The organism is Microbacterium sp. 22195, from assembly GCF_052056515.1.
GTDB lineage: Bacteria > Actinomycetota > Actinomycetes > Actinomycetales > Microbacteriaceae > Microbacterium.
On record NZ_JBQEPE010000004.1, the window covers coordinates 78,985 to 102,912 of the forward strand.

The 23,928-nt window shown below is 71.3% G+C and carries 23 protein-coding genes; 6 read left to right on the forward strand and 17 right to left on the reverse strand.

The features are described from left to right. Positions 1 to 85: 85 nt before the first annotated feature. Complete coding sequence (locus ACTJJ4_RS13005) at positions 86 to 1,813, reverse strand: ABC transporter ATP-binding protein (RefSeq protein WP_440943721.1); 1,728 nt, start codon at positions 1,811 to 1,813, stop codon at positions 86 to 88. A 193-nt stretch (positions 1,814 to 2,006) separates the two neighbouring features. On the opposite strand from ACTJJ4_RS13005, the gene ACTJJ4_RS13010 reads away from it, so the two are divergent. Beyond that, positions 2,007 to 3,164: a glycosyltransferase family 4 protein gene (locus ACTJJ4_RS13010; protein WP_440943722.1), complete on the forward strand. Its 1,158-nt coding sequence runs from the start codon at positions 2,007 to 2,009 to the stop codon at positions 3,162 to 3,164. A 167-nt stretch (positions 3,165 to 3,331) separates the two neighbouring features. Here ACTJJ4_RS13010 and ACTJJ4_RS13015 read toward each other — a convergent pair whose 3' ends face one another. Continuing rightward, positions 3,332 to 4,390 carry an enoyl-CoA hydratase/isomerase family protein gene (locus ACTJJ4_RS13015; protein ID WP_440943723.1) on the reverse strand — a complete coding sequence of 353 codons (1,059 nt, stop codon included), beginning with the start codon at positions 4,388 to 4,390 and terminating at the stop codon, positions 3,332 to 3,334. A 134-nt stretch (positions 4,391 to 4,524) separates the two neighbouring features. On the opposite strand from ACTJJ4_RS13015, the gene ACTJJ4_RS13020 reads away from it, so the two are divergent. After that, complete coding sequence (locus ACTJJ4_RS13020) at positions 4,525 to 7,224, forward strand: ATP-binding cassette domain-containing protein (protein ID WP_440943724.1); 2,700 nt, start codon at positions 4,525 to 4,527, stop codon at positions 7,222 to 7,224. 28 nt (positions 7,225 to 7,252) lie between these two features. Here ACTJJ4_RS13020 and ACTJJ4_RS13025 read toward each other — a convergent pair whose 3' ends face one another. The 11 genes from ACTJJ4_RS13025 to hemE all read right to left on the reverse strand — a co-directional run bounded on the left by ACTJJ4_RS13025 (position 7,253) and on the right by hemE (position 16,805). Then, the gene (locus tag ACTJJ4_RS13025; RefSeq protein WP_440943725.1) at positions 7,253 to 7,699 is read right to left on the reverse strand and encodes a hypothetical protein; all 447 of its coding nucleotides are present in this window, start codon (positions 7,697 to 7,699) and stop codon (positions 7,253 to 7,255) included. A gap of 108 nt (positions 7,700 to 7,807) precedes the next feature. Further along, the gene (gene hemL / locus ACTJJ4_RS13030; protein WP_440943726.1) at positions 7,808 to 9,130 is read right to left on the reverse strand and encodes a glutamate-1-semialdehyde 2,1-aminomutase; all 1,323 of its coding nucleotides are present in this window, start codon (positions 9,128 to 9,130) and stop codon (positions 7,808 to 7,810) included. A 261-nt stretch (positions 9,131 to 9,391) separates the two neighbouring features. Beyond that, positions 9,392 to 10,369 carry a porphobilinogen synthase gene (hemB, locus tag ACTJJ4_RS13035; protein WP_440943727.1) on the reverse strand — a complete coding sequence of 326 codons (978 nt, stop codon included), beginning with the start codon at positions 10,367 to 10,369 and terminating at the stop codon, positions 9,392 to 9,394. Beyond that, entirely contained in the window at positions 10,366 to 11,178 is an 813-nt protein-coding gene (locus tag ACTJJ4_RS13040; protein ID WP_440943728.1) for a uroporphyrinogen-III synthase, read from the reverse strand. The genes hemB and ACTJJ4_RS13040 overlap by 4 nt, the downstream gene beginning before the upstream one ends. Positions 11,179 to 11,183: 5 nt before the next feature. Beyond that, entirely contained in the window at positions 11,184 to 12,188 is a 1,005-nt protein-coding gene (gene hemC / locus ACTJJ4_RS13045; RefSeq protein ID WP_440943729.1) for a hydroxymethylbilane synthase, read from the reverse strand. Then, positions 12,185 to 12,877, reverse strand: coding sequence for a hydrogen peroxide-dependent heme synthase (hemQ, locus tag ACTJJ4_RS13050; RefSeq protein ID WP_440943730.1), 693 nt, complete (start codon positions 12,875 to 12,877; stop codon positions 12,185 to 12,187). Before hemQ ends, hemC begins: the two co-directional genes overlap by 4 nt. Before the next feature lie 70 nt (positions 12,878 to 12,947). After that, positions 12,948 to 13,229 (reverse strand): hypothetical protein, encoded by a 282-nt coding sequence (locus ACTJJ4_RS13055; protein ID WP_292696850.1) that lies wholly within the window; start codon positions 13,227 to 13,229, stop codon positions 12,948 to 12,950. Continuing rightward, positions 13,216 to 13,623 carry a phage holin family protein gene (locus ACTJJ4_RS13060; protein WP_440943731.1) on the reverse strand — a complete coding sequence of 136 codons (408 nt, stop codon included), beginning with the start codon at positions 13,621 to 13,623 and terminating at the stop codon, positions 13,216 to 13,218. Before ACTJJ4_RS13060 ends, ACTJJ4_RS13055 begins: the two co-directional genes overlap by 14 nt. Position 13,624: 1 nt before the next feature. Next, positions 13,625 to 14,044 carry a hypothetical protein gene (locus tag ACTJJ4_RS13065; protein WP_440943732.1) on the reverse strand — a complete coding sequence of 140 codons (420 nt, stop codon included), beginning with the start codon at positions 14,042 to 14,044 and terminating at the stop codon, positions 13,625 to 13,627. Positions 14,045 to 14,188: 144 nt separating this feature from the next. After that, positions 14,189 to 15,871 (reverse strand): protoporphyrinogen/coproporphyrinogen oxidase, encoded by a 1,683-nt coding sequence (locus tag ACTJJ4_RS13070; RefSeq protein ID WP_440943924.1) that lies wholly within the window; start codon positions 15,869 to 15,871, stop codon positions 14,189 to 14,191. Next, the gene (gene hemE, locus ACTJJ4_RS13075; RefSeq protein ID WP_440943733.1) at positions 15,792 to 16,805 is read right to left on the reverse strand and encodes a uroporphyrinogen decarboxylase; all 1,014 of its coding nucleotides are present in this window, start codon (positions 16,803 to 16,805) and stop codon (positions 15,792 to 15,794) included. Before hemE ends, ACTJJ4_RS13070 begins: the two co-directional genes overlap by 80 nt. 89 nt (positions 16,806 to 16,894) lie before the next feature. Here hemE and ACTJJ4_RS13080 point away from each other — a divergent pair, with 89 nt between their 5' ends. The 4 genes from ACTJJ4_RS13080 (at position 16,895) to ACTJJ4_RS13095 (ending at position 19,949) form a co-directional block, all read left to right on the forward strand. Beyond that, a complete protein-coding gene (locus ACTJJ4_RS13080) occupies positions 16,895 to 18,178 on the forward strand; it encodes a glutamyl-tRNA reductase (protein ID WP_440943734.1) in 1,284 nt (427 codons plus the stop codon). Between the two features lie 181 nt (positions 18,179 to 18,359). After that, complete coding sequence (gene arr, locus ACTJJ4_RS13085; RefSeq protein WP_285638030.1) at positions 18,360 to 18,767, forward strand: NAD(+)--rifampin ADP-ribosyltransferase; 408 nt, start codon at positions 18,360 to 18,362, stop codon at positions 18,765 to 18,767. A 113-nt stretch (positions 18,768 to 18,880) separates the two neighbouring features. Continuing rightward, a complete protein-coding gene (locus ACTJJ4_RS13090) occupies positions 18,881 to 19,468 on the forward strand; it encodes an HhH-GPD-type base excision DNA repair protein (protein WP_440943735.1) in 588 nt (195 codons plus the stop codon). Positions 19,469 to 19,526: 58 nt separating this feature from the next. Continuing rightward, positions 19,527 to 19,949 (forward strand): DUF1801 domain-containing protein, encoded by a 423-nt coding sequence (locus ACTJJ4_RS13095; RefSeq protein ID WP_440943736.1) that lies wholly within the window; start codon positions 19,527 to 19,529, stop codon positions 19,947 to 19,949. A gap of 4 nt (positions 19,950 to 19,953) precedes the next feature. Here the strand turns inward: ACTJJ4_RS13095 and ACTJJ4_RS13100 are convergent, their stop codons facing one another. The 4 genes from ACTJJ4_RS13100 to ACTJJ4_RS13115 are packed head-to-tail and all read right to left on the reverse strand — an operon-like array spanning position 19,954 to position 23,924. Then, positions 19,954 to 20,622: a hypothetical protein gene (locus tag ACTJJ4_RS13100; protein WP_440943737.1), complete on the reverse strand. Its 669-nt coding sequence runs from the start codon at positions 20,620 to 20,622 to the stop codon at positions 19,954 to 19,956. Positions 20,623 to 20,652: 30 nt separating this feature from the next. Further along, positions 20,653 to 21,138 (reverse strand): adenylyltransferase/cytidyltransferase family protein, encoded by a 486-nt coding sequence (locus ACTJJ4_RS13105; RefSeq protein WP_440943738.1) that lies wholly within the window; start codon positions 21,136 to 21,138, stop codon positions 20,653 to 20,655. A gap of 55 nt (positions 21,139 to 21,193) precedes the next feature. Continuing rightward, the gene (locus ACTJJ4_RS13110; protein ID WP_440943739.1) at positions 21,194 to 22,705 is read right to left on the reverse strand and encodes a family 20 glycosylhydrolase; all 1,512 of its coding nucleotides are present in this window, start codon (positions 22,703 to 22,705) and stop codon (positions 21,194 to 21,196) included. 16 nt (positions 22,706 to 22,721) lie between these two features. Next, positions 22,722 to 23,924 carry an endo-beta-N-acetylglucosaminidase H gene (locus ACTJJ4_RS13115; RefSeq protein ID WP_440943740.1) on the reverse strand — a complete coding sequence of 401 codons (1,203 nt, stop codon included), beginning with the start codon at positions 23,922 to 23,924 and terminating at the stop codon, positions 22,722 to 22,724. Positions 23,925 to 23,928 lie beyond the last annotated feature (4 nt).

Here is a 23,928-nt window from a genome sequence, read left to right on the forward strand (position 1 = left end):
CGTGCAGCGGCCATGCGCTCGCGCCGAAGCGCCTTGCGGTCGAGCTTCTCGACACCCTCATCGGATCCGGCTTCGGTCTGCGGGCTCATGCGTCCACCCCCAGCTGCGACTCGACGATCTCCTTGTACGTGGCGCTGGTGGCCAGCAGCTCGTCGTGCGTGCCGACGCCGACCATGGTTCCTCCCTCGAGGACGACGATGCGGTCCGCATCCGTGATGGTGGACACGCGCTGCGCGACGACGATCTTGGTCACGTCGGGAAGCTCTCGCCACAGCGCCTGGCGCAGCCGGGCGTCGGTGGTCAGGTCGAGAGCCGAGAACGAGTCGTCGAAGACGAGGATGCGCGGCTGGTGCACGAGCGCCCGCGCGATGGCGAGACGCTGGCGCTGACCGCCCGAGACGTTCGTGCCGCCCTGCGCGATGCGGGAGTTCAGCCCGTCGGGCATCTCCTCCACGAAGTCTCGCCCCTGGGCGATCTCCAGCGCCTTCCACAGGTCCTCGTCCGTCGCGTCCTCACGGCCGTACCGCAGGTTCGACGCGACCGTGCCGCTGAAGAGGAAGGGACGCTGGGGGACCAGCCCGATGCCCTTCCACAGCGCGTCGACATCGGCCTCGCGGACATCGGTGCCGCCGACGAGGGCCGCGCCTCCCGTCACGTCGAAGAGCCTCGGGATCAGGGAGACCAGCGTGGTCTTGCCCGCGCCGGTGGAGCCGACGATCGCAACCGTCTCGCCCGGCTCCGCACGGAAGCTGATCCCGCTCAGCACCGGCGATTCGGCACCGGGGTAGGTGAACTCCACGTTCTCGAAGGCGACCGCCCCGGGGGTGGGGAAATCGGTCACGCCGTGCTCGGGGCGGGTCATGGACGACTTCGCGTCGAGGACCTCGCCGACGCGCTCGGCCGAGACGGCGGCGCGCGGGATCATCATGGCCATGAAGCTGGACATGATCACGCCCATCATGATCTGGCCGATGTACTGCATGAAGGCGAACAGCGTGCCGACCTCGACCGAGCCCGCGTTGACCTCGATGCCGCCGAACCAGATGACGGCGACGACCGTGACGTTGAGGATGAGCATGAACAGCGGGAAGAGCAGCACGAACAGCGAACCGACGTTGCGGCCGACGATCATGATGTCGGTGTTCGCCTCGCGGAACCGCCCCTCCTCGATGCGCTCGCGCACGAAGGCGCGCACGACGCGCACGCCGGTGAGCTGCTCGCGCATGACGCGGTTGACCGTGTCGAGCTTGCCCTGGTAGCTGCGGAACAGCGGGACCATGCGGCCGATGATGATGCCGGCGACGATCAGCAGGGCGGGCACCGAGACGGCGATGAGCCAGCTCAGGCCGACGTTGGTCTGCACGGCCATGATGATGCCGCCGATGGCCAGCAGCGGGGCGGTGACGAACATCGTCGCGCCCATCATGGCGAGCATCTGCACCTGCTGCACATCGTTCGTGTTGCGGGTGATCAGCGAGCCGGCGCCGAACTGCGACACCTCGCGCTCGGAGAAGCCGCTCACGCGTGAGAACACGTCGGCGCGGATGTCACGGCCGACCTGCATGGCGGCGCGCGCGGCGAAGTAGGTCGCCACGATCGACGCGATGATCTGGCCCAGCGAGATCATCAGCATGAACGCGCCGTGCGACCAGATGTAGCCGATGTCGGCCTTGGCGACGCCCTGGTCGATGATGTCCGCGTTCAGGCGCGGCAGATACAGTGACGCCATGGCGCTCGCGAACTGGAAGACCAGCACGCCCACGAGCAGCCATCGGTATTTCGACAGATAACGGAAGAGGATCTTTCCCAGCACAGGCGGACTTCCTTTTGGGATCGGGGCCCGGAGAGGGCCACATGACAGAGTGCCACGAACCGCGGACATTCGTATCCCCCTCAGGGATGACCTTCGCTGAGGGCGAAACCGCCGGCGGGACCGCTCCCATGCGCCCTGTTTTCCTGGATCCGATCGAGAAATCGGTCAGGGTGCCGCGAATAGACTCGCAGGCATGCGAACCGGTTCTGCTGTCCTGCTGGTCTGCGATTATTCGCTGAAGTACCTGGGCGGCGCGCAGACCGCGTTCGTGCGGCAGGCCCAGGCCCTGGCGAGCGAGGGAGTGCCTGTCGTGGTGCTGGCCCCGGATGCCGATGCGCTGACCGCCGACGGCGTCGTGACCGTCGCACCGCCGCGCCGCGGGACGATCCCCGTGCTGGATCTGCCGCTGCTCGGTCGCGCCGGCGACCTGGAGCCGCTGGTCGCCGCGACCGTGCGCCGGCACGACGTGGGCGCGATCGTCGTGCACTCGGAGTTCGCGCTGGCATCCGCCGCCCTCTCCGTCGGGAAGCGGCTCGGCATCCCCGTGCTGCACACGGTGCACACCTTCTTCTGGCGTGCGCCGGCCGCGCTCGCGCCGTTCGCGCCTCTGGTCTCACGGGTGCACAGCGCGCTGACCGGCATCCGCGACGGCGACCGCTACTCCGGCAGCCACCCGCTGAACAACGCCCTGCGCACCATGACGCTGCGCATCGCTCAGCGCGCCGACATCGTCCTCTCCCCCTCGCGTCACCAGGGCGAGGCGCTGCGGCAGGCGGGCGCAGGGCGCGTGGAGGCGTTCTCGAACGTGGCGCAGCCGCTGCAGGCGACCGAGCCCGCGGAGGGCGGTCCGCTGCGACTGCTGTGGGTGGCCCGCTTCGCACCCGAGAAGCGCGTCGAGGTCGCGCTCGACGCCATGCGCGCGGTCGTCGCGCGGGTGGGCGCGGATCGCGTGCACCTCGACGTCGCGGGCGGCACGCACCGGCCGGTGCCCGGCGTGACGTTCCACGGCCCGGTTCCGGGCGAGCGCGTCGCAGAGCTGATGGATGCCGCGGATGCCGCGCTCATCACGTCGCTGGGCTTCGACAACCAGCCGATGGTGGCGCTGGAGGCGTTCGCGCACGGGCGCCCCGTGATCGTGAGCGACCCGGTGCTGGCGACGGAGTTCGGCGACGCCGCGCTGGGCACGTCGACCCCGGATGCCGCAGGACTGGCCGAGCTGATCCTGCGCCTCGAGGCCGATCGCTCGCTGCTGGACGCTCCGCGCGCCGGCGCCCTCGCCTACGCGGGCGACCGGGTCGCCGCGGCGCACGTCGCCAAGCTGCAGGAGCTCATCGCGTCCGTGAGCGACTGACGCTCTCCGCGTTCAGGTCGCAGTTCGTCCCGCTGTCAACATCCGCCGGTCGTACAGGTCGCAGTTCGTCCCGCTGTCGGCGCCGCTTTCCGTGACGAATCGCGACCTGGACGAGAAGTACCAAACGTCGAGCGCCGAGCGCCGAGCGCCGAGCGCCGGATCGAACCTCAGTCGAACAGCGGCACGTCCGGGACGAACTCGCGCGCTCGTGCGCCGGGATCGGCCGGCAGGTCGGCGATCGTGGCCGGGTTCCACTTCGGGTCGCGATCCTTGTCGATCAGCTGGGCGCGGATGCCCTCGACCATGTCGGGCTGCGTGCCGAACCACATGATGCGGCGGTACTCGCCCTCCAGCGCCTCGCGCACGCTGTGCATCCGCCGCGCCTCCCGCACGGCGTCCAGCGTCACGGCCAGCCCGGTCGGGGCGAGCTCCTCCAGCACGGCCAGCGCCGCGGCGGCATCCGGCTCCTCGGATGCCCGCAGGCGCGAGACGATCTCGCCGACCGTGTCCGCCGAGAACGCCTCGTCGATCCAGGTTCGCGCGGCGAGCGCCGGCGACGGCTCGGGCGTCTCGTCGAACAGCAGCACCAGCTCGTTCGGAGTGCCGGGGTCGGCCCGCCATGCCAGTGCCTCGCGCAGCGCGTCGAGGCGCTCGGACGGGACGTAGTGGTCGGCGAAGCCGAGCTGCACGGCATCCGCTCCGGTCATGCTCTGCCCGGTCAGGCCGAAGTACTCCCCCAGCCTGCCCGGCGCACGCCCCAGAAGCCAGGTGCCGCCGACGTCGGGGGTGAAGCCGATGCGCGTCTCGGGCATCGCGAGCTTGGAGCGCTCGGTGACGATCCGCACCGCCGCGTGACCGGCCAGGCCGATGCCACCGCCCATCGTGATGCCGTCGGCGAACGCGACGACGGGCTTCGGGTACTCCGCGATCAGGGCGTTCATCGCGTACTCCGCCCGGAAGAACTCGGCGATGTCGCCCGGATGCCTGCCCACCAGCTGCTCGTAGAGGGCGCGCACGTCGCCGCCCGCGCACAGACCGCGCTCACCCTCGCCGTCGATCAGCACGGTCTCGATGTCCGGGTCGTGCGCCCACGCCTTCAGCGCCTCGGTGATGCGTCCGATCATGTCCTGGTCGAGCGCATTGATGGCCCGCGGACGGTTCAGGGTGATGCGTCCGAGGGAGTTCTCGGTGCGGATGAGGACAGTGGCGGCTTCGGCATCGGTCACGCCGTCAGGCTACTCCGCTTGGCGTTTCGTCCCTATTCGGGGGCCAGGATCGCGGTTTCCGGCAAGGTGAGACCGGGATTCACAGGGTTTTCCGAGAAGATAGGGGGAACTGACTGCAACAGGGGGAGACTGTCATGCCTCAGGGACAGGTGCTCGAGTTCAACCGGGTCACGAAGCGCTTCGGCGACGTGACCGCGGTCGCCGACCTGTCCGTGCGCGTCGAACCCGGCGTCGTCACGGCTTTCCTCGGCCCGAACGGGGCCGGCAAGACGACGTCGCTGCGGATGCTGCTCGGCCAGATCCGCCCGACCTCGGGCACCGCGACGATCGGCGGCTCCGCCTACTCGGAGCTGCGCCAGCCGCTGCGCTCGATCGGCGCCGTCCTCGAAGAGGCCTCGTACCGTCCGCGCCGCACCGCCGCGCGTCAGCTGTCGATCGCCGCGAAGGCGAACGGCATCCCGGCATCCCGCGTCGACGAGGTGCTGCGCCTGGTCGGTCTGCAGGACGACGCCGACACGCGTCTGGGCAGCTACTCGCTCGGCATGCGCCAGCGCCTGGCCGTGGCATCCGCTCTGCTCGGCGACCCGGGCGTGCTCGTGCTCGACGAGCCCGCGAACGGGCTCGACCCCGAGGGCATCCGGTGGATGCGCCTGCTGATGCGTCGCCTCGCCGACGAGGGCCGCACCGTGCTGGTGTCCTCGCACGTGCTCAGCGAGATCGAGCAGGTCGCAGACGATGTGGTGGTGCTGTCGAAGGGTCGCGCGGTGTTCGCCGGCTCGATCGACAAGCTCGCCGATCCGTCCGGCGGCGCCGTGATCGTGGACGCCGAGCACCGCGCGCAACTGATCACCGCGCTCTCGGCGGCCAAGCTGAACTTCGACGTGCTGCGCTCGGGCGTGACCGTGCGGGACTCGGATGCCGCGACCGTGGGCGCCATCACCGCCGCCGCCGGCGTGCCCCTCACGCTGCTGCAGCAGCGCGGCCCCAGCCTGGAGGACGTCTTCCTCGACCTCGTCTACGGTCGCCGCTCGGACAGCCCGCGCCTGGATCAGGTGGCCAACCCGGTCGCGCACGCACCGCAGGATGAGGCGGCTTCCGCGCCCGCAGCCGGTCTCGCGACCGCCGGTGCCGCCGCGGTGGTCGCCGACGGCGGTCTGGTCGCCGCCGCGGGCGTCGGCTACGGCACGGCCCCGGTGGACATCGTCCCCGGTGCGACGGCGGATGCTGACGAGGCCGCCGCGGATGGCACTTCCGAGACGGATGCCGCTGCGAGCGACGCAGCGGATGCCGACGGCGCTGCGGGTGCGTCGGCCGAGGACGCCGCGGTTTCGGAGGCTGAGGACGCCGCCGCGGGTGTGCTGCCCTGGAGCACGCCGGAGTCCACCTCGCCTGCCGAGGTGACCGGCGGCGACGCGGACGAGAGCTCCACCGATGAGGGCGCTGCCGACGGTGCGTCGACGCGGGATGCCGAAGACACCGCCGTGGAGAGCGACGACGAGCCGAACGACGACGGTCACGCCGACGGCCCGGCGGAGGGCGCCGGCACGGACGCCGCGGCGGACGGCGATGAGGCGGACGAGGCCGAGGAGACCGGCCACGAGACCGACGCCGGCGCCGACGGTGGCGTGACGGATGCCGACGAGGCGAAGGCCGCCGAGACGAACGCCGACGAGACGAACGCCGCCGAGACGAACGCCGACGACACGGAAGCCGACGAGGCGATCGCCGCCGAGGCGCATGGGGCCGAGGATGCCGGCCTCGAGACCGACGCCGACGAGGCGAACACCGACGACACGGCCGACGCCCCCGCGGTCTCTGACACGGACACCGAGGACGCCGCTGACGGCGACGAGGACCTGTCGGCCGACGTCCACGATCCCGCGGTCGCCGGCTCCGAGTACACCGAATCCGACGACGCCGACTCCGGTGACTCCGAGTCCGCCGACTCCGGTGACTCCGAGTCCGCCGACGCCCACACCGACGCATCCGCGAGCTCCGAGGACACGGACAGCGACCGCTCCGGCGGTGAGCCCGACGTCCAGGCCGAGACCGGCGACGAGAGCCAGAACGACTCGAGCGACCACGACGACTTCAGCGACGAGGAAGACTCCAGCGCCGAGGACGACTTCGCCGCGCAGGACGGCGGCCAGGCATCCGAGCACGCCGAAGACCAGGCATCCGATGCCGACGGCGAGGCCCCTGCCTCCGAGGACAGCGCGACGGACGAGGCACCGGCCGAGGACGACGCCTCCGCCTCGCTGCGCGACGCGGTGGCGGGCCTCTGGGCGCCGCGCCTCGCGGACACGGCCGACACGGCCGGAGCCGACGCCGACGCCGACGAAGCCCCCGAGCAGCCCGCGGCGCCGGTCGACCCGGCCGACTTCTTCACCGATCCCGATGAGCGTCCCGGCATCCTGCCGAACGCCACCGGCGCCATCTCGATCTCCCCGCTGACCGACCGGACGACGTTCACAGAGCTGATCACCGGCATCCCGGCATCCGCGTCTCTCGGCGACGCCGAGGCGCCCGCACCGGCCACCGAGGCGATCCCGGTGTTCACGCCGCCTCTGTCGCACGACGAGGACGACGACGAGGGCGTCGTGGACGACATCCCCGAGGACGACCCGCGCCTGGCTGCGATGCGCAGCTCGCTCTCCAGCGCCGCCAGCCGCTTCTTCGACGGCCCCGCGCCGGACTACCCCTACGGCGATGTCCCGAGGCCGGACACGGCGGACGACGAGCAGGACGAGGCGTCAGCGGATGCCGATGGGTCGGACGACCACGACGGCGACCAGGGTCACGAGAACCACGAGGGCGACCAGCACCACGGCTGATCGCCGCAGAACGCCCTGAAGGTCGGGGTCAGGCCGGCCGGGGCCGGATGACCGGCCGCTGACGCGGCTTCGTCACGGGCACCGATCCGGTGGCGATCTCGACGACGTCGGCGGGCTCGGAGCTCACCTCGAGGCGCAGCGACTGCATGAGCGCGAGGCCGTGGCGGGTGGTGAGGATCAGCCGCTGGTACTGCTCGTCGCCCTCGAGGTCGATGACCACGCTCGGACGACGCTTGCGGATCAGCACGAAATCCGTCGTGCCGGCGCCCTTCCAGGTGCCTGCGGCCAGGATGCCGGGGATGTAGGTCCCGGGTCCGGGGACGCCGCGCAGCCAGGTCCACGCGTCATCGGTGAGCTGCACGCGGGTGATGTGCTCGCGCTCGACGCGCACGTTCTCGCGGTGGAAGGTCGACGCGCGCTCGATCGGCGACAGGACCACCTCGAGTCGCGTCTGATCCAGCAGGAGCGTCACCATCACCCCAGTCTGCCAGCGCCGCCCTGCAAGATGCCTGCGACTTGCTCACAAGGCGGCAACGATCCGTTGTGCGGATCGACAAACGGGAGAGCGACCGGACGCGCGGAGTCAGGCGGTGGCGGATGCCGCGGCCGCCGCTGCCGCGGGCAGAGCGGCCTCGATCGCGGCGAGCTCCACCTCGTCGTGCGCGGCAGTGAGGAACCACGCCTCGAACACGCTCGGCGGCAGGGCGATGCCCTGCTCGCGCATGGCGTGGAAGAACGGCGCGTACCGGAACGACTCCTGAGCCTGCGCCTCGGCGTAGGTCGTGGGCGCCTCGGCCGAGAAGGCCACGCCGAACAGGTTGCCGGCGCGCGGCACGGCGTGCACGACGCCCGCGTTGGTCAGCGCACGATGGAGAGCATCGGCCAGACGGGATGCCGACGCGTCGATCTTCGCGTACACCTCGGGCGTCGCCAGGCGCAGCGTCGCCAGGCCCGCCGCGACCGAGAGCGGGTTGCCCGACAGCGTGCCGGCCTGGTAGACGGGGCCGACCGGCGCCAGCAGGTCCATGACCTCGGCACGGCCGCCGAGCGCCGCGAGCGGCATCCCGCCGCCGACGACCTTGCCGAAGGTGATGATGTCGGGCAGGTACTGCTCGCCGGACTCCTGCTGCAGGCCCCAGTAGCCGGCGGGGTGCACGCGGAACCCGGTGAGCACCTCGTCCAGGATCATCAGCGCGCCGTGCGCGTGCGCGGTCTCGGCGATCAGCCTGTTGAAGCCGGGCAGCGGGGGGACGACGCCCATGTTCGCGGAGGCCGCCTCGACGATCACCGCGGCGATGCGGTCGCCGTGCTCGGCGAAGACCTCGGCGAGGGCACCCGGGTCGTTGTAGTCGATCACGAGCGTCTGGGCGGCGATCGGAGCGGGCACACCGGCCGAACCGGGCAGCGCGAGCGTCGCGACGCCGGAGCCGGCGGCGGCCAGCAGCCCATCGGAATGCCCGTGGTAGTGACCGGCGAACTTCACCAGCAGGTCGCGTCCGGTGGCGCCGCGGGCCAGGCGGATGGCGGTCATGGTCGCCTCGGTACCGGTGGACACCATGCGCACGTGCTCGACCGGGCGCGCGTCGCCCACCTGCACGCGATCGGCGATCAGCTGCGCGAGCTCGACCTCCCCCTCGGTGGGGGCGCCGAAGGACAGACCGCGGGTCGCGGCCTCCTGCACCGCGCGCACGACCTCGGGGTGCGCGTGGCCGAGCAGCGCCGGCCCCCAGGACGCGACGAGGTCGATGTACTCCGTGCCCGCGGCATCCGTCACCCTGGCACCGTTCGCGGATGCCAGGAACCGGGGCGTCCCGCCCACCGAGCCGTACGCCCGCACCGGCGAGTTCACGCCTCCGGGGATCACCGCGCGGGCGGCATCGAACAGGGTGTCATTGCGGTCGGTCATGGATACAAGCCTACGGATGCCGGCTATGTGCGCGTCCCAGGGCAGCCGTCCGCTCGCCCAGCGCCCGCCTACGGCACAGCGTGGGTCAGAAACGCTCCGGAGAGCGCCGTGTGCGGTGCGTTTTCGATCCGCACTGCGGCATGCGGATGCATTTTCGATCCGGCCCGAGAGCGGCGGACGGACGCTGCCTGTTCGGACGGCCGCCGACCGACGAAAGGCATCCGCCACCTGGACCGCATGGGTCCGGGTCTGCTCAGCGGGTCAGCGCAGCCACTCGGCCGCTTCGACGGCCCAGTAGGTCAGCACGGCGTCGGCACCGGCGCGGCGGATCGAGAGCAGCGACTCCAGGACGGCCGCGCGGCGGTCGATCCAGCCGTTCGCGGCGGCAGCCTCGATCATCGCGTACTCGCCCGAGACCTGGTACGCCCACACGGGCACGTCCACGGCGTCGCGCACCTCGCGCACCATGTCGAGGAACGCCATGGCCGGCTTCACCATCACGATGTCGGCGCCCTCGTCCACGTCGAACAGCGCCTCGCGCACACCCTCGCGGCGATTGCCGGCATCCATCTGGTAGGTGCGGCGGTCACCCTTCAGCTGCGAATCCACGGCCTCGCGGAAGGGACCGTAGAAGGCGCTGGCGTACTTGGCCGAGTAGGCCAGCAGCAGTGTGTCCTGGAAGCCCTCGGTGTCGAGCGCCTCGCGGATCGCGGCGACCTGGCCGTCCATCATGCCGCTCAGGCCGAGCAGCTGCGAGCCGGCCCGCGCCTGCGCGAGAGCCATCGAGCGGTAGCGGTCCAGCGTCGCGTCGTTGTCGACGGCGCCCGAGGGCCCGAGAACCCCGCAGTGCCCGTGGTCGGTGAACTCGTCCAGGCACAGGTCGGTCTGCACGACCAGGGCGTCGCCCACCTCGGCGGCGACCGCAGCGGTCGCGACGTTCAGGATGCCTTCCGGGTCGTCCGCACCCGAGCCGTCGGCGTCGCGAACCTCGGGGATGCCGAACAGCATGACCCCGCCGATGCCGGTCTCGGCGGCGTCCGCCGCCGCGCGCCGCAGCGAATCGAGCGAGTGCTGCACGACGCCGGGCATCGAGCCGATCGCGGCGGGCTCGGACAGGTCCTCTCGGACGAACATCGGCAGCACCAGCTGCTGCGGCGAGAGGGAGGTCTCGCGCACCAGGTTGCGCACCGGAGCGGACTGGCGCAGCCGGCGCAGCCGGGTCTCGGGGAAGCGGCTCATGAGGTGAACTCGTCCGCCGCGAACTCGTCGGCCGCGTGCGGGAGGGTGAAGTGCGACACCGTCTCGATCAGCGCGTCGACGGTCTGCCGGTCGGCGACCACCGAGATCGGCAGACCCGCCTTCTGCGCGTCCTTCGCGGTGCGGGGGCCGATGGCGGCCAGCAGGGTGGAATCGGGGATCTCGGGGAACTGCTCGCGCACCTGGCTCGCGACCGAGCCGCTGGTGATCAGGATCGCGTTGATGCGGCCGTTCTCCACATCGCGGCGGATGCGGTCGGTGACCGGCACTCCCACGGTGCGATACGCGACAACACTGTCGACGTCGTGGCCCGCGTCATTGAGCATGACCGAGAGCACCGGCTTGGCGATCTCGCTGCGCAGCGAGAGGACGCGACGGGGCTCCGGCTCGAGGGCGATCATCTGCTCGGCCATCCCCGCCGCCGAGTTGTCGAGCTCCGGGACGAGCGCGACCTCATAGCCCACCGCGAGCAGGGCAGCCGCGGTGGTCTCGCCGACGGCGGCGATCTTCGTGCGCTTGGGCACCGTGACCCGGTGCGCGAACAGCACGTCCACCGTGGTGGCGCTCGTGACGGTCAGCCAGTCGTAGTGACCCTCCTGCAGCCGCTCGAGTGCGGCATCCAGAGCATCCTGATCCGTGGTGGGGGCGAAGTTGATCAGCGGGGCCACGACGGGCACTGCTCCCTGCACTCGCAGGCTCGCGGCGACACTGTCGCCCCACGGGCCGCCACGCGGCACCAGGACGCGCCAACCGTCCAGCGGCTTGGCCGTTTTCGTTTCGGAAGCAGTCATCAGGATCACTCTCGCGGGAGAAGGTCGGCCGCTCCCTGTTCGAGCAGCCGATGGGCTGCAGACATGCCGATGTCACGGATCGCGCGCATCGGGTCTGCACCATCGGCAGCACTTGCTCCGTTGCCACTGCCGTTCCGACGAATATACCCCCCGTTCAGGGACTCCGTGACGTCGATTCCGATCCGGCCCGTTCCGGCCGGCTCGTACACGACGCTGCGGATGCGGATGCTGTCGCCTGTGACCTGCGCGTGGGCCGCCATAGGCGCCTGGCATCCGGCCTCGAGCCCGGCGAGGATCGCCCGCTCGACCGTCACCGCGATGCGGGTGTCCTCGTCGTCGAGCTCCGCGAGCGCGGCGAGCAGATCGGCCGGGGCATCCGACAGGGTCTCGACGGCCAGCGACCCCTGGCCGGGAGCGGTGGGCCACTCGGCCAGGCCGAGGTGCTCGCGGTGCAGGACGGAGTCCGCACCGAGCCGGCTCAGCCCTGCGGCGGCGAGGATCACGGCATCCAGTTCCCCCGATGCGACCCGCTCCAGTCGCGAGTCGACGTTCCCGCGGATGTCGACGGCCTCCGCGTGCGGCGCGCGGCGACGCACCTGGGCGATGCGGCGCGGGGCGCCGGTGCCGATCCGCGCGCCGGCGGGCAGCTCGTGCAGAGGGGTGCCGTCTCGCGTGATCGCGACATCGCGGGCGTCCTCGCGGACCGGTGTCGCGGCGATGACGAGGCCGTCGGGCTGAGCCGTCGGCAGGTCCTTCAGGGAGTGCACCAGGATGTCGCACTCCCCCGCCACGAGCGCCTCGCGCAGCCGGTTGGCGAACACGCCGGTGCCGCCGATCTCGGAGAGGGATGCCCGGTTGGTGTCGCCCTCCGACACGATCGGCACCAGCTCGACGGGGCGCCCGATGATCTTCGCCAGGGCGTCCGCGACGTGCCCGGACTGCGCCTGCGCGAGCGCGCTGCGCCTTGTTCCGAGACGGATCGGAGCGCCGGGACGGATGGGCGTTCTCACTGCAGCACGTCGGCGATCTCGTCGAGGCGCAGGCGGCGCCCGGTGTAGAAGGGCACCTCCTCCTTCACGAAGCGGCGGGCCTCGGTGTAACGCAGGTCGCGCATCAGGTCGACCAGCTCGGTCGGGTCGTCGGCCTCGAGCGGCAGCAGCCACTCGTAGTCGCCGAGCGCGAAGGCGGCGACGGTGTTGGCGATCACGCCGCGGTGCGCGGCGCCCTTGCGTCCGTGGTCCGCGAGCATCTGCCTGCGGTCGTCCTCGGAGGCGAGGTACCACTCCGGGGTGCGCACGAAGGGGTAGAGGCAGAGCCAGCCCTTCGCCTCGACGCCGCGGAGGAAGCCCGGCACGTGCGCACGGTTGAACTCCGCGTCGCGGTGCACGCCCATCACGTTCCACACGGGCAGCAGCGGGCGGATCAGGTCGGCGCGGCGCAGACGGCGCAGGGCGCGCTGCAGTTCCTCGGCGGTGTCGCCGTGCAGCCAGACCATGAGGTCGGCGTCCGCCTTCAGGCCGCTGACGTCGTAGAAGCCGCGCACCGAGACACCGGATTCCTCGATGTCGGCGACGATGGTCTCCAGCTCGGTGGCCTCGGTCTCCACGACCGGGGCGTCGGGGTTTCGGCGCCAGACGGCCCAGAGGGTGAAGCCTGCAGGGGCGGATTCGGATGGGATGTCTTCACGAACTTCCGGCATGCATCCAGTCTGCCCCTTCCTGAGGGGTGCCGCGTACCTGGAGACCTTAGTCCCCAGCGGGAGACCGCCGCTAGCGGGAGACCGCGCGCGCGATCACCCACACGACGCCGCCGACCACGGCGGCGACGCCGGCGACGGCCGCAGCCGCACCGATCGGGTTGCGCCGGGCGAACGCGCGGGCCTTGAGGATGCCGCGCTCCGACGCCTCCTCGACCCGCCGGGGCACGTTGCCCTTGATCTCGATCGCGGCCAGCGCGGCCTTGAGCTCGGCACGGGCGGATGCCACCGGGTCGACGATCCCGGCGGGAACGGCCGTGCGGGGCAGGGACGCCTTCGGGTCAGAATTCGTCATCGTCGGGCTCCTTCATCAGGCGGACGTCGGTGGCCACGGCCTGGCCCGGGTTCTCCCTCTTCACGACCTTGCGGAAGCGCAGCACGCCCAGCAGGGCGAACACGGCGATGGCCACGAAGAGGAACACGAAGACCGCGAGCGCGGCCAGCCAGGCCGGCCACCACGAGGCCAGGCCGATGATCCCGAAGGCCAGCAGCACGGGGATCGCCCAGAACAGCAGGAACAGCACGATGACGAACCACAGGCTGCCGATCCCGGCGTCCTTCGCCGTGCGCGACACCCACGCCTTGGCGGCGTTGATCTCGGCGGTGACGAGGTTGCGCACCAGCTCGGGCAGGTCTCCGAGCAGCGTCAGCAGGCTGTCGTCGGCGCGATCGCGGTATCCGCGGGTCATGTCACTCCGCCTCTGAGGTCTTCTTCTTCGCCGTGCCGGAGGACTTCGAGGTCGTGCTCTTGGCGGTGGTCTTCGTGGCGGTGGTGCGCTTGGCCTCGGCCGCGGCGTCCTTCGCCGCCTCCGCGACGTCCTCAGCAGCGTCCTTGGCCGCATCCGCGGCCGAGTGCAGCCTCTGCTCGGGCGTGCCCGTGCTGGAGACAGCCTTGACGACCTTCACCGCACCGGTCCACAGCGCTCCCGGCACGGCTGCCGCCTGCGCCTTGGCGAAGTCCTGCGCGCGCGTGACCTGCTTCTGCACCGGGTCGAGGTGCCAGACCTTGAGCCACTGCGTCTTGATCTGCTCATAGCGCTCGCGCCCTGCGCGGGTGCCGAGCACATAACCTACGCCGAGTCCGACGACGAGTCCGATCTTCCCCTTCATGGGAGCCTCCTGACGTTTGTTGCGGCGTCTTCGCCGAAGGCCGAACCGTCTTGCCCCCGAACGATCGTGTTCCAGGGTAGTCGCATATTCCTGATTCGGCATCTACTCTTGCGCGCAGGCGGACGATGGCGTAATGGGGCGTCTTCAGCGGTCCCAGAGCAGCTGGCTGCGCAGTGCGTCGGCCTCGGCCACGGCATCCGGCACGACCTGCGCCAGACCGGTGCCCGACAACCAGGCCCCGACGACGGCCAGCCGCGGGGTCTTCCGCACGGCTTCGCGCACGGCCGTGCGGCGCTCGGCGGCGCCGATGAGCGACGTCGGCTGGGACTGCACGAAGCGTGCGCGGTGCGCAGCGCGCAACTGCTCCGGCCGCAACGGGACGCCGAGCAGAGCGGATGCCTCGGACAGCGCGAGCCGCGCCGCCGCGTCGTCGCCGAGCGAGGCGGTCGCCGCGTCCTCGCCCTGCGTGCCGAACGAGACCCGCACGACATGGCTGCCGTCGGCCGCCCGCCGCAACCAGCCCCACTTGGCGGTGGAGTGCGTGAGCGCCTTGGCCGTGTGGCTGCCCGGAACGGTGAGCACACCGCTGCCGCGCGGGGCGCTGTCGAGCTCGGGAGCATCCAGCAGCAGCGTGACGATCTCGATCTCGGGCGCAGTGCCCGGGTCGCTCAGCCCGGTCACGTGCGGGTCGAGCAGAGTGCGCGCAGAGGGCTCTGCGGTGGCGATGACGACGGCCGTCGCGGTGAGCGGCGCGTCCGGTGCCGAGACGCCATCGGGCCCGGCGGTGGTGTCGAGGGAGCCGTCGCCGACCGGGGCGTCCGCCTCCGCGGCATCCGCGTCCGACTCCTCGAGGGTGACCGTCCAGCCCTCCGGGGCGTGGTCCAGTCGCACCGCGCGCGTGCCGGTGCGCACCTCCGCGCCGAACTTCTCGAGCTCTTCGCGCAGCGCCTCGACGATCCGGCCCATGCCGCCTTCGATGCCCAGCACGGCGGCGCCCGGCGCCTTGCCCGCGCGCTCGCCCTGCAGCGCGAGCACCGCACCGCTCAGCGACCCGACGCGGGTGAGTGCGGCGCTCAGGCCGGGTGCGGCGATCTCGACGTCGACATCCTCGGGCAGGGCGGAGTAGACGCCCGCGGTGACCGGGGCGACCAGTCGGTCGCGCACCCTGGCGCCCATGCGCGCGCTGACGAGTCTGCCGAGGCTCTGCTCGTGGCCGATGGTCAGCGGCGGGCGCAGGCGGTCGAGGTAGGCGCGCCACACGCCGCGCCAGCCGATGATCGCGCGCACGTCCGCCTGGAACGGGTTGGCGGGGATGCCGAGCAGCCCGCCCTTCGGGAGCGGTGCATCGGGGGCATCCGGGATGCCGCTGAGCCAGGCGCCGCCGCCCTCCGGCGGGACGACCGCGTCGGAGAGGCCGAGTTCATCGACCAGTGCGCGCACGTGACCGCCGCGGGTCGCGAAGCTCTCGGCGCCGGCGTCGACGACGATGCCGCCGATTTCGGCCGTGCGGATGCTGCCGCCGAGCTGCTCCTCGGCTTCGAGCAGGGTCACCCGCATCCCGACCTTCGCGCACTCGCGGGCGGCGACGAGCCCGCCGATGCCGCCGCCGACCACCACGACGTGCTGTGCGGCGGCGCGGGCGGCGATGTCGACCGGATACTCGGAGCTCATGCTCCGATTCTTCCATCCGGCCCTATGCGCGCACCCGGCGGCCGGGCAGGAAAGATCCCGCGGACGGCGCCGCGGGTCAGAGTTCGTCGTGGGCGAGACGGACGATGCGGGTGAGCTGGTCGGGGTCGGTCTCGGGCGGGACGCCGTGACCGAGATTGAGGATGTGCCCCTTCGCGCCGCGCCCGCGGGCGATCACGTCGCGGACGTGCGCCTCCAGCACCGGCCACGGCGCCTGCAGCAGAGCGGGGTCGATGTTGCCCTGCACGGCCACGTCGGGTCCGAGCACGGCGATGGCCTCGTCCAGCGGCATCCGCCAGTCGACGCCCACGGCCGAGGCGACGCCGTCCAGGCGCATGTCGCCGAGGAAGGGTCCGGTGCCCACGCCGAAGTGGATGCTCGGCACGCCGATGCCGTCCAGCGCGGCGTGCGAGTGCGGCGCGATGTGCGCGCGGTAGTCGGCAGGGCTGAGGGAACCCGCCCAGGAGTCGAACAGCTGCACGACGGATGCCCCGGCGTCGCGCTGGATCTCGAGGAACCGGCGCGAGATGCGGGAGAGCCAGCCGGCCAGACGATCCCAGGACTCCGGGTCGGCGTGCATCATGGCTCGGGCGCGCAGGTGCTCCTTGGACGGACCGCCCTCGATGAGGTACGCGGCCAGCGTGAACGGGGCGCCCGCGAAGCCGATCAGCGGGGTCTCCCCCAGCTCGGCCGTCACGATGCGCACGGCCTCTGCGATCGCGGTGCCGTCCAGGTCGGCGGGATCGATCGCGGTGATGCGCGCCACGTCGTCGGCGGTGCGCACCGGATTCGCGAACACCGGCCCGCGACCCGGCTCGATCTCCACTTCGACGCCCGCCAGGCGCAGCGGGATCACGATGTCGCTGAAGAACACCGCGGCGTCCACGCCGTGCCGGCGCACCGGCTGCAGGGTGATCTCGGCCGCCAGGTCGGGGGTGAGGCAGGCATCCAGCATCCGCGTGCCGACGCGCAGCTCGCGGTACTCGGGCAGCGAACGGCCCGCCTGACGCATGAACCAGACAGGGGTGCGCTCGACGGACTCGCCCGCGAGCGCGCGCAGCAGATCACTCATGCTCCGATCCTTTCACCGTCAACCTATGCGGATGCTCGGTTAGGCACCCCTCAGATGCCGATCACAGATACCAGGCGTACCCTGGACAGGTGCTGCTCTGCGTCACGGCGAGTCACAAGACCGCCTCCTTCGACCTGCTCGAGCGCCTCAGCCGCCATCCCGATACCGTCGCCCCGACCCTGGTCGAAGCCGGTGCGCAGGGAGCCGTCGTGCTCGCAACCTGCAACCGTTTCGAGGCCTACGTCGAGACCGACGGGCTCGACACGGATGCCGTGCTGGACGTCGTCGCGCAGGCCACTGGCATCCCCTCCGCCGACCTCGACGGCTCGTACCGCGTGGTCGAGGACCGTCGCGTCGCCGAGCACCTCTTCGCCGTGGCATCCGGGCTGGAGTCCGTCGTCTCCGGTGAGGGCGAGATCGCTGGCCAGGTGCGCCGAGCGCTGACCGGCGCCCGCAAGCAGGGCACCACCTCCCCCGCACTGGAGCGGCTCTTCCAGCGCGCCAGCCAGGCGCAGCGCAAGGTCAAGAACGTCACGGCACTGCAGCGCGCCGGCCGCTCGCTCGTGCGCCTGTCGCTGGAGCTCGCGGACAGCCGCATCGCCGACTGGGCCGCCGAACGCGTGCTGCTGGTGGGCACGGGCGCTTACGCCGCCGTCACCCTCGCCACGCTGCGCGAGCGCGGCGCGGTGGACATCTCGGTCTACTCGCCGTCGGGCCGCGCCGAGCTGTTCGCCAAGAAGCACGGCATCCGCGCGGTGCACGCCGACGATTACGCCACGGTCGCGCAGCGCTCCTCTCTGCTGATCACCTGCACCACCGCCACGGAGCCGGTGCTGGGCCCGGCGCACCTGCAGCGCACCACCGACGACGCCTCGACGGGCTCAGCGCCCCAGGGATGCCCCGTCGCGCACGGCTCGCAGCTGGTGATCGACCTGGGGATGCCGCGCAATGTGGACCCCGCGGTCGCACAGCTCGAGGGCGTAGCGCTGCTCGACCTCGAGACGATCCGTCTGCACGCGCCGCTCGAGGAGCTGCAGGCGACGGATGCCGCGCGGGCGATCGTGCACGAGGCGGCCGAGGACTTCCACGCCGTCGGCTCCCGCGCGACCGTCACCCCCGGGGTCGTCGCGCTGCGCACCCACATCTTCGGTCTGCTCGAGGCCGAGATCGAGCGCGCCCGCAACCGCGGCGACGAGAACGGTCTGGTCGAGCAGGCCATGCGTCACCTCGCCGGCGTGCTGCTGCACACCCCGACCACGCGCGCGCACGAGCTCGCGGCCGACGGTCGCGGCGGAGAGTTCCTCAGCGCGCTCGAGACGCTGTACGGCCTGGTTCCGGATGCCGGTGAGGCGACGGAATCCGAGATCGCCTGACGCACGGCATCCGCCCCTCCCGCCGCGTCCGCACCGCCCTCTTCCCGGGTCCGCACTCACCCCGTACGCCTCGCGCGGAGATGTGCGCTTCCCGCGGACGGATTCCCGGATTCTCTCCGCGCGAAGCGCACATCCCCGCGGCAAGTGCACGCCCACCTCATCCGCAGGTGACACTGGATGCATGAGCGACGCACTGGATGACGGACCCTTCTTCCACGGCACCGCGGCGGCCCTGCAGCCCGGAGAGCTGCTGACCGCGGGCTTCCCCTCGAACTACCGGCCCGAGATCACGATGAACCACGTGTACTTCACGGCGCTGCGCGACGGCGCCGGCCTGGCCGCCGAGATCGCCGCTGTGGACGGCGACCCGCACGTGTACCTGGTCGAGCCGACGGGCGAGTTCGAGAACGACCCGAACGTCACCGACAAGAAGTTCCCCGGCAATCCGACCCGCTCGTACCGCACGCGCGAGCCGCTGCGCGTGATCGAGGAGGTGCACGACTGGACGCGTCTCACGCCCGAGGCGCTGCAGGAGTGGCGGGACCGGATCGCCGCGATCGTCGAGACCCGCGGCGAGATCATCAACTGACGTGCCCGCTTCTGAAGGACGATCGACGTTCTGAAGGAGATTCCAGGCCGCAGCATCCTTCAGAACATCTGATCTCCTTCAGAGATCGGGGGTCGGCCTGGGAGACTGGTCGCATGGCCCTTCACATCACCGGAGACACCGCCGCCGACGACCTGCTCACGAACAACCCGCTGGCGCTGCTGGTGGGGATGCTGCTGGATCAGCAGGTCCCGATGGAGACCGCGTTCGCGGGTCCGCTCAAGATCGAGCAGCGCACCGGGGCGGCGGACGCCGCCGCCATCGCCGGGATGGACCCGGATGCCTTCCTCGAGGCATTCAAGCAGACGCCCGCCGTGCACCGCTTCCCGGGTTCCATGGCCGCGCGGGTGCAGACGCTCTGCCAGACCCTGGTCGACGACTGGGGCGGGGATGCCGCGGGGCTCTGGACCGCCGGCGACCCGGACGGCGCCGAGGTCCTCAAGCGCCTGAAGAAGCTGCCCGGGTTCGGGGAGCAGAAGGCGAAGATCTTCCTCGCTCTGCTCGGCAAGCAGTACGGGTTCACCGGAGCCGGCTGGCGCGAGGCATCCGCTCCCTACGGTGAGGACGGCTCGTACCGCAGCGTCGCCGACATCGTCTCGCCCGAGTCGCTGGCCAAGGTGCGCGAGCACAAGAAGGCGATGAAGGTTGCCGCGGTGCGGAGCAATGCGACGAAGGAGCGTTGATGCGTGACGGGGCAAGGTTGAGCGAGCGAAGCGAGTCGAAACCCATGAAGGCCGCCGGATGAGGCCGACCGGCGGCAGCGTCGCCTCCTTCCTCGCCGGTGTCACCCCGGCCAAGCGCCGCCGCGACGCCGAGACCCTGACCGCCCTGCTGCAGGAGGTGTCCGGCCGCGAGCCCGAGCTGTGGGGCACGATCGTCGGCTTCGGCAGCTGCCACTACCGCTACCCCACCGGCACCGAGGGCGACATGCCGCTGCTGGCGTTCGCGCCGCGCAAGGCCGCCTCGACGCTGTACCTGGAGTCCACCGCCGCCCACGCCGACGACCTCGCCCGCCTCGGCCCGCACACCACCGGCGTCGGATGCCTGTACATCAAGGATCTCGAGGAGATCGACCTCGACGTGCTGCGCGGCATCCTCACCGCCTCGCTCCGCTGGGCGGAGAGCGGCGGCGACGAGCACGCCGTGCTCACCGTCACCGGCTGAGCGCTCACTCCCCCGAGCTGTACACGCTCGTGGATCCGGCCACCGGCCTGGCGGCCAGCACCATGGCGAGCACGCCCAGAGCACCGACCGCGCAGATGCCGATGAATCCGGCCAGGCTGATCACCGCGTACAGCGCCTCGGGGCTGTCCGTCAGGACGGGAACGGCCAGCAGGCCCATCGTGAGAAGACGGGTGACCACCACGACGGCGAGTGCCCACAGGGGCGCCCAGTTCCACGGTCGCGGCACGACACCGCTGCGGCCGATCTGCACCACGGCGAGGATCGCCAGCACCAGCGAGACGACCTCCAGTGTGATGACCACCATGCTCGCCAGCTGGACCCGCGCTTCCCCGTCGACCATGTCGCCCATCGGATCCGGCGGCGCGAGCAGTCCATGGATCATCGGCTGCACGAGCAGCCACACCCCGAGCCCCACGAGCACGCCCGTGCCGAGGGGACGGCGAGCCGTGACACTGCCCGGCAGCCCCAGCCCGATCGCGAAGACCACCGTGGCGGCAGCGAAGAGCAGGTCGGGGACGACGCCGACCGGCGCGCCGGGGGCCGACACGACCCAGAGATTCAGCAGGGCGGACGCCGCCAGCAGACCTCCGCCGAGCATCCAGGTGCGTCGACGCGCACGGGCATCGGTCCCGCCGGTGTCAACGTCGATCATGCCGCCAGGCTACAGCCACGTGCACGAGCTTCAGCCGCGCGCGATCCGCTCCGCTTCCTTGGCCGCGACGATCTTGCGCAGGCCGGAGCTGGAGAAGCGGTGGTTGCGGCTGTTGAAGTAGAGCTCGATGCCGGCCTCCTCGCAGTACGAGCGGCCGGTGAAGTCGCGGTTCTCATACTCGTCGCCGACGATGCGCACGTCGAGCTTGAAGGAGCGCAGGATGTCCTCGAGGTCCTGCTCGGTGGAGTACGGGACGATCTCGTCGACGTACTCGCAGCCGCGCAGCTGGATGTAGCGCTCCACGACGGTCTGCGTCGGCGCGTTCTTCTCCGGGCGGTCGAGCGTCGGATCCATCTGCAGGCCGCAAATCAGGTAGTCGCACTGGCGCTTTGCCTCGGCGAGCATCATGATGTGTCCCGCGTGCAGCAGGTCGAAGGTCGAGAAGGTGATGCCCACTCGAGGACCCGGGTTGTAGTCCTGGTGCTTCTTCGTCGTCTCGTCCATGGTCTCCGTCATCGCTTCGCTCCGGTACGCCTGTTCGCCGCGTCCCCACAACACGGCCACAGGGATTCTACCCGGGTGGGCTGACGCCGATCGGCAGCCCGATCGCCGCCTCCACCCGTTCGAACTCCGCCAGGGTCAGCGCGGAGCCGCCGTTCCATGCTCTCTCCGCCATGGCCCGGAGGGGTGCGCGGATGCCGTCGGCGACCTCCGCGACGGTCTGCGCGCCGGGCTCGTCCGACCAGACGGCGAAGCAGGTCCCGCGCAGCGAGTCCGGGTAGGGGTGCGGGATCTCCTGCCTGCCGCCGCCCGGCAGCGCCGGGAACAGTCCCGGGTGCCAGTCCGCCGCCCAGATCCGCTCCGCGGTCGGGTACGTGTAGCCGGCGTGCTCGCCGAGCACGTAGTAGAACAGCCCGTCGTTGACGTTGATCAGCGGATGCCCCGCGGCCACGGCATCCGCCAGCGGACGCATCTGCCGATGCCAGTTCGTCCACCAGGTCAGCTCGATGGCGGCATCCAGCCCCACGACGGAGCCGCGCAGCATGCCGTCGTTCCACGCCCGCGCCCGGAACCCGAGTCCGCGCAGGTGCGCGGCGATGCGGTTCACGAAGGCGGTGAGCAGGTCGAATCCGTTCGCATCGGGGCCGAAGCCCGCATGCGCGGCATCGCGCAGTGCCGGGTAGTCGTCGATGCGGGCGAAGTCGACGAACTCGTCGCCGCCGAGATGCCAGCGGCTGCAGCCCGCGAACACGGGCGCCACGTCGTCGATCAGCCTCTCGGCGAAGGCCACGGCCTGCTCCCGCGTGATGTCCAGCGCATGGTCGGTGCCGGTGATCGCGGCATCCGCCGGTTCCCGTCCCGGCGGCAGCCGCAGATGCGGATGCTGCGCCAGCACCTGCCGCAGATGACCCGGCATGTCCAGCGAGGGGATCACCTCGATGTGCAGGTCGCGAGCGGCGTGGAGGATGCGCGCCGCGTCCGCGCGGGTGATGTGCCCGGCCGACACCACCTCGGGGAACGCGACGGATTCCAGCCGGAACCCCTCGTTCTCGGAGAAGTGCCACTGGAGGGCGTTGATGCCCACGTCGGCCGCGACGTGCAGCAGCGCGATGATCCAATCGGCCGGGTAGTGCTTGCGGGCGGCGTCGAGATGGACACCGCGTTCGCGGACGGCCGGGCTCCCGGAGACGCGTCCCCGTGGCACGCAGCCCTGGGCGCGCAGGTTGTGCAGCAGCTGCCGCGCTGCACGGAATCCGCCGGTCGCCGAGGAGACGCGGATGTCGATGTCGTCTGCGACGTCGATCGCGTAGGCCTCGTCGGATGCGACGGCTCCCCCCGGAGTCGAAGCCGCATCCGACGAGGCGATCGGGGCCTCCGCCGATCGCAGGAGGATGCGCGATCCCGCGCCGGACGGGATGCCCAGGGCGGCGAGCTCGCGCTGCAGGCGGGCCGCCTCGGCGACCAGGCTCTCATCCGCGGCGACCACCTGCACCGTGTCCGGCCGCCAGGCTCCGCTCTCGAGCCGGACGGTCGACGGATGCGGCAGCGCGTACCAGCTGCGTGCCGCATCCGTCGATGTCATCGGAGCACCCTGCGGGTCAGCCGCACGCCGGGACGGCGTACGCACGGTCGACGGTCATGGCGCCGTCGGGGCCGTCCACGTGCACGGTCACCGAGCCGTCGGCGACCGCGCCGCCCTTGGCCTGCTGCACGGCCACGCGCGTCTCGCCGTCCAGGATGCCGCTGAAGGACCGGCTGCCGATCGAGGAGGTCACGGTCGCGCCCAGTGCGGCCGCGTCGGCGCTGTCGATGCGGACCTTGAGCTTGACGTCGCCGCCGGCGCAGGTCGCGTCCGCGGCGACGTCGACGTCGTACCAGGGCGCCTTGTACACGGTCGCGTGACCGGTCAGCGGTGTGGTGAACGACGAGATGTACCCGGAGTGGTCGCCCGCGGTCAGGTTGTACGTCACGTACGCGCCATAGCCCTCGTCGACCGTGCGCTGCGCGTACTTCGCCGCCGTGGACTGCGACGTCGCCGTGAGGTCGATGGCGGCGGCGCCGAACTGCTGCCTCGTCATGCCGGGCACCTGCGGCGGGATCCAGCTGCCGTAGTACGGGTTCCACGAGTAGTCGAGGTCGGCACCCGCGCCGGTGCCCTGCCAGTCGGTGAGGGTGTACGACGGGCCGATGTTGTAGAGCGTGATCAGCTTGTCCGGCCCGAGACGGTCGCGCAGGGCGTCGAGCAGGTAGGCGAACGAGGTGCTGTTCGGCTGCGCGGTGCCGTTCTTGCCGTACTCCGACCACTCGTCGTCGAAGTCGATGCCGTCCAGCCCGTAGGCGTCGACGGCGTCGGCGAGCTGGTCGGCGAACGCCGCCGCGCTCTCGCGCGAGGTGAAGTTCGCGAAGCCCGCGCCCTCGTGGTTGCCGAGCACCGAGAGCAGCACCCTGGTGCCACGCTGCTGCAGCGGGCGGATCTGCGTGTCGGCGTTCTGCAGCGTCTCGGTGACGCGCTCGTTCAGGTGCAGGTAGGCCTGCTGCTTCGTGGTGTCGTAGTTGATGTTGGCGGCGAAGATCATCGCCAGGTCGAACGCCGGCCGGTTCGTGCCCTCGAGCGTGTAGTCGGCCACGTTCGCCATGTCGTTGCTGTTGACCTCGACGTAGACGACCCGCTTGGGGTCGGTCTGCCCGGGCTGGTCCTGCGCGCCGGCCGCCGCCGGGACGGCGAGCCCGGCCGCGACGAGGCTGAGCGCGGCGAGCGCCGCGATCCGCGCGGTCCGCCGCGGGGTGGAGTGATCAGTCATGTTC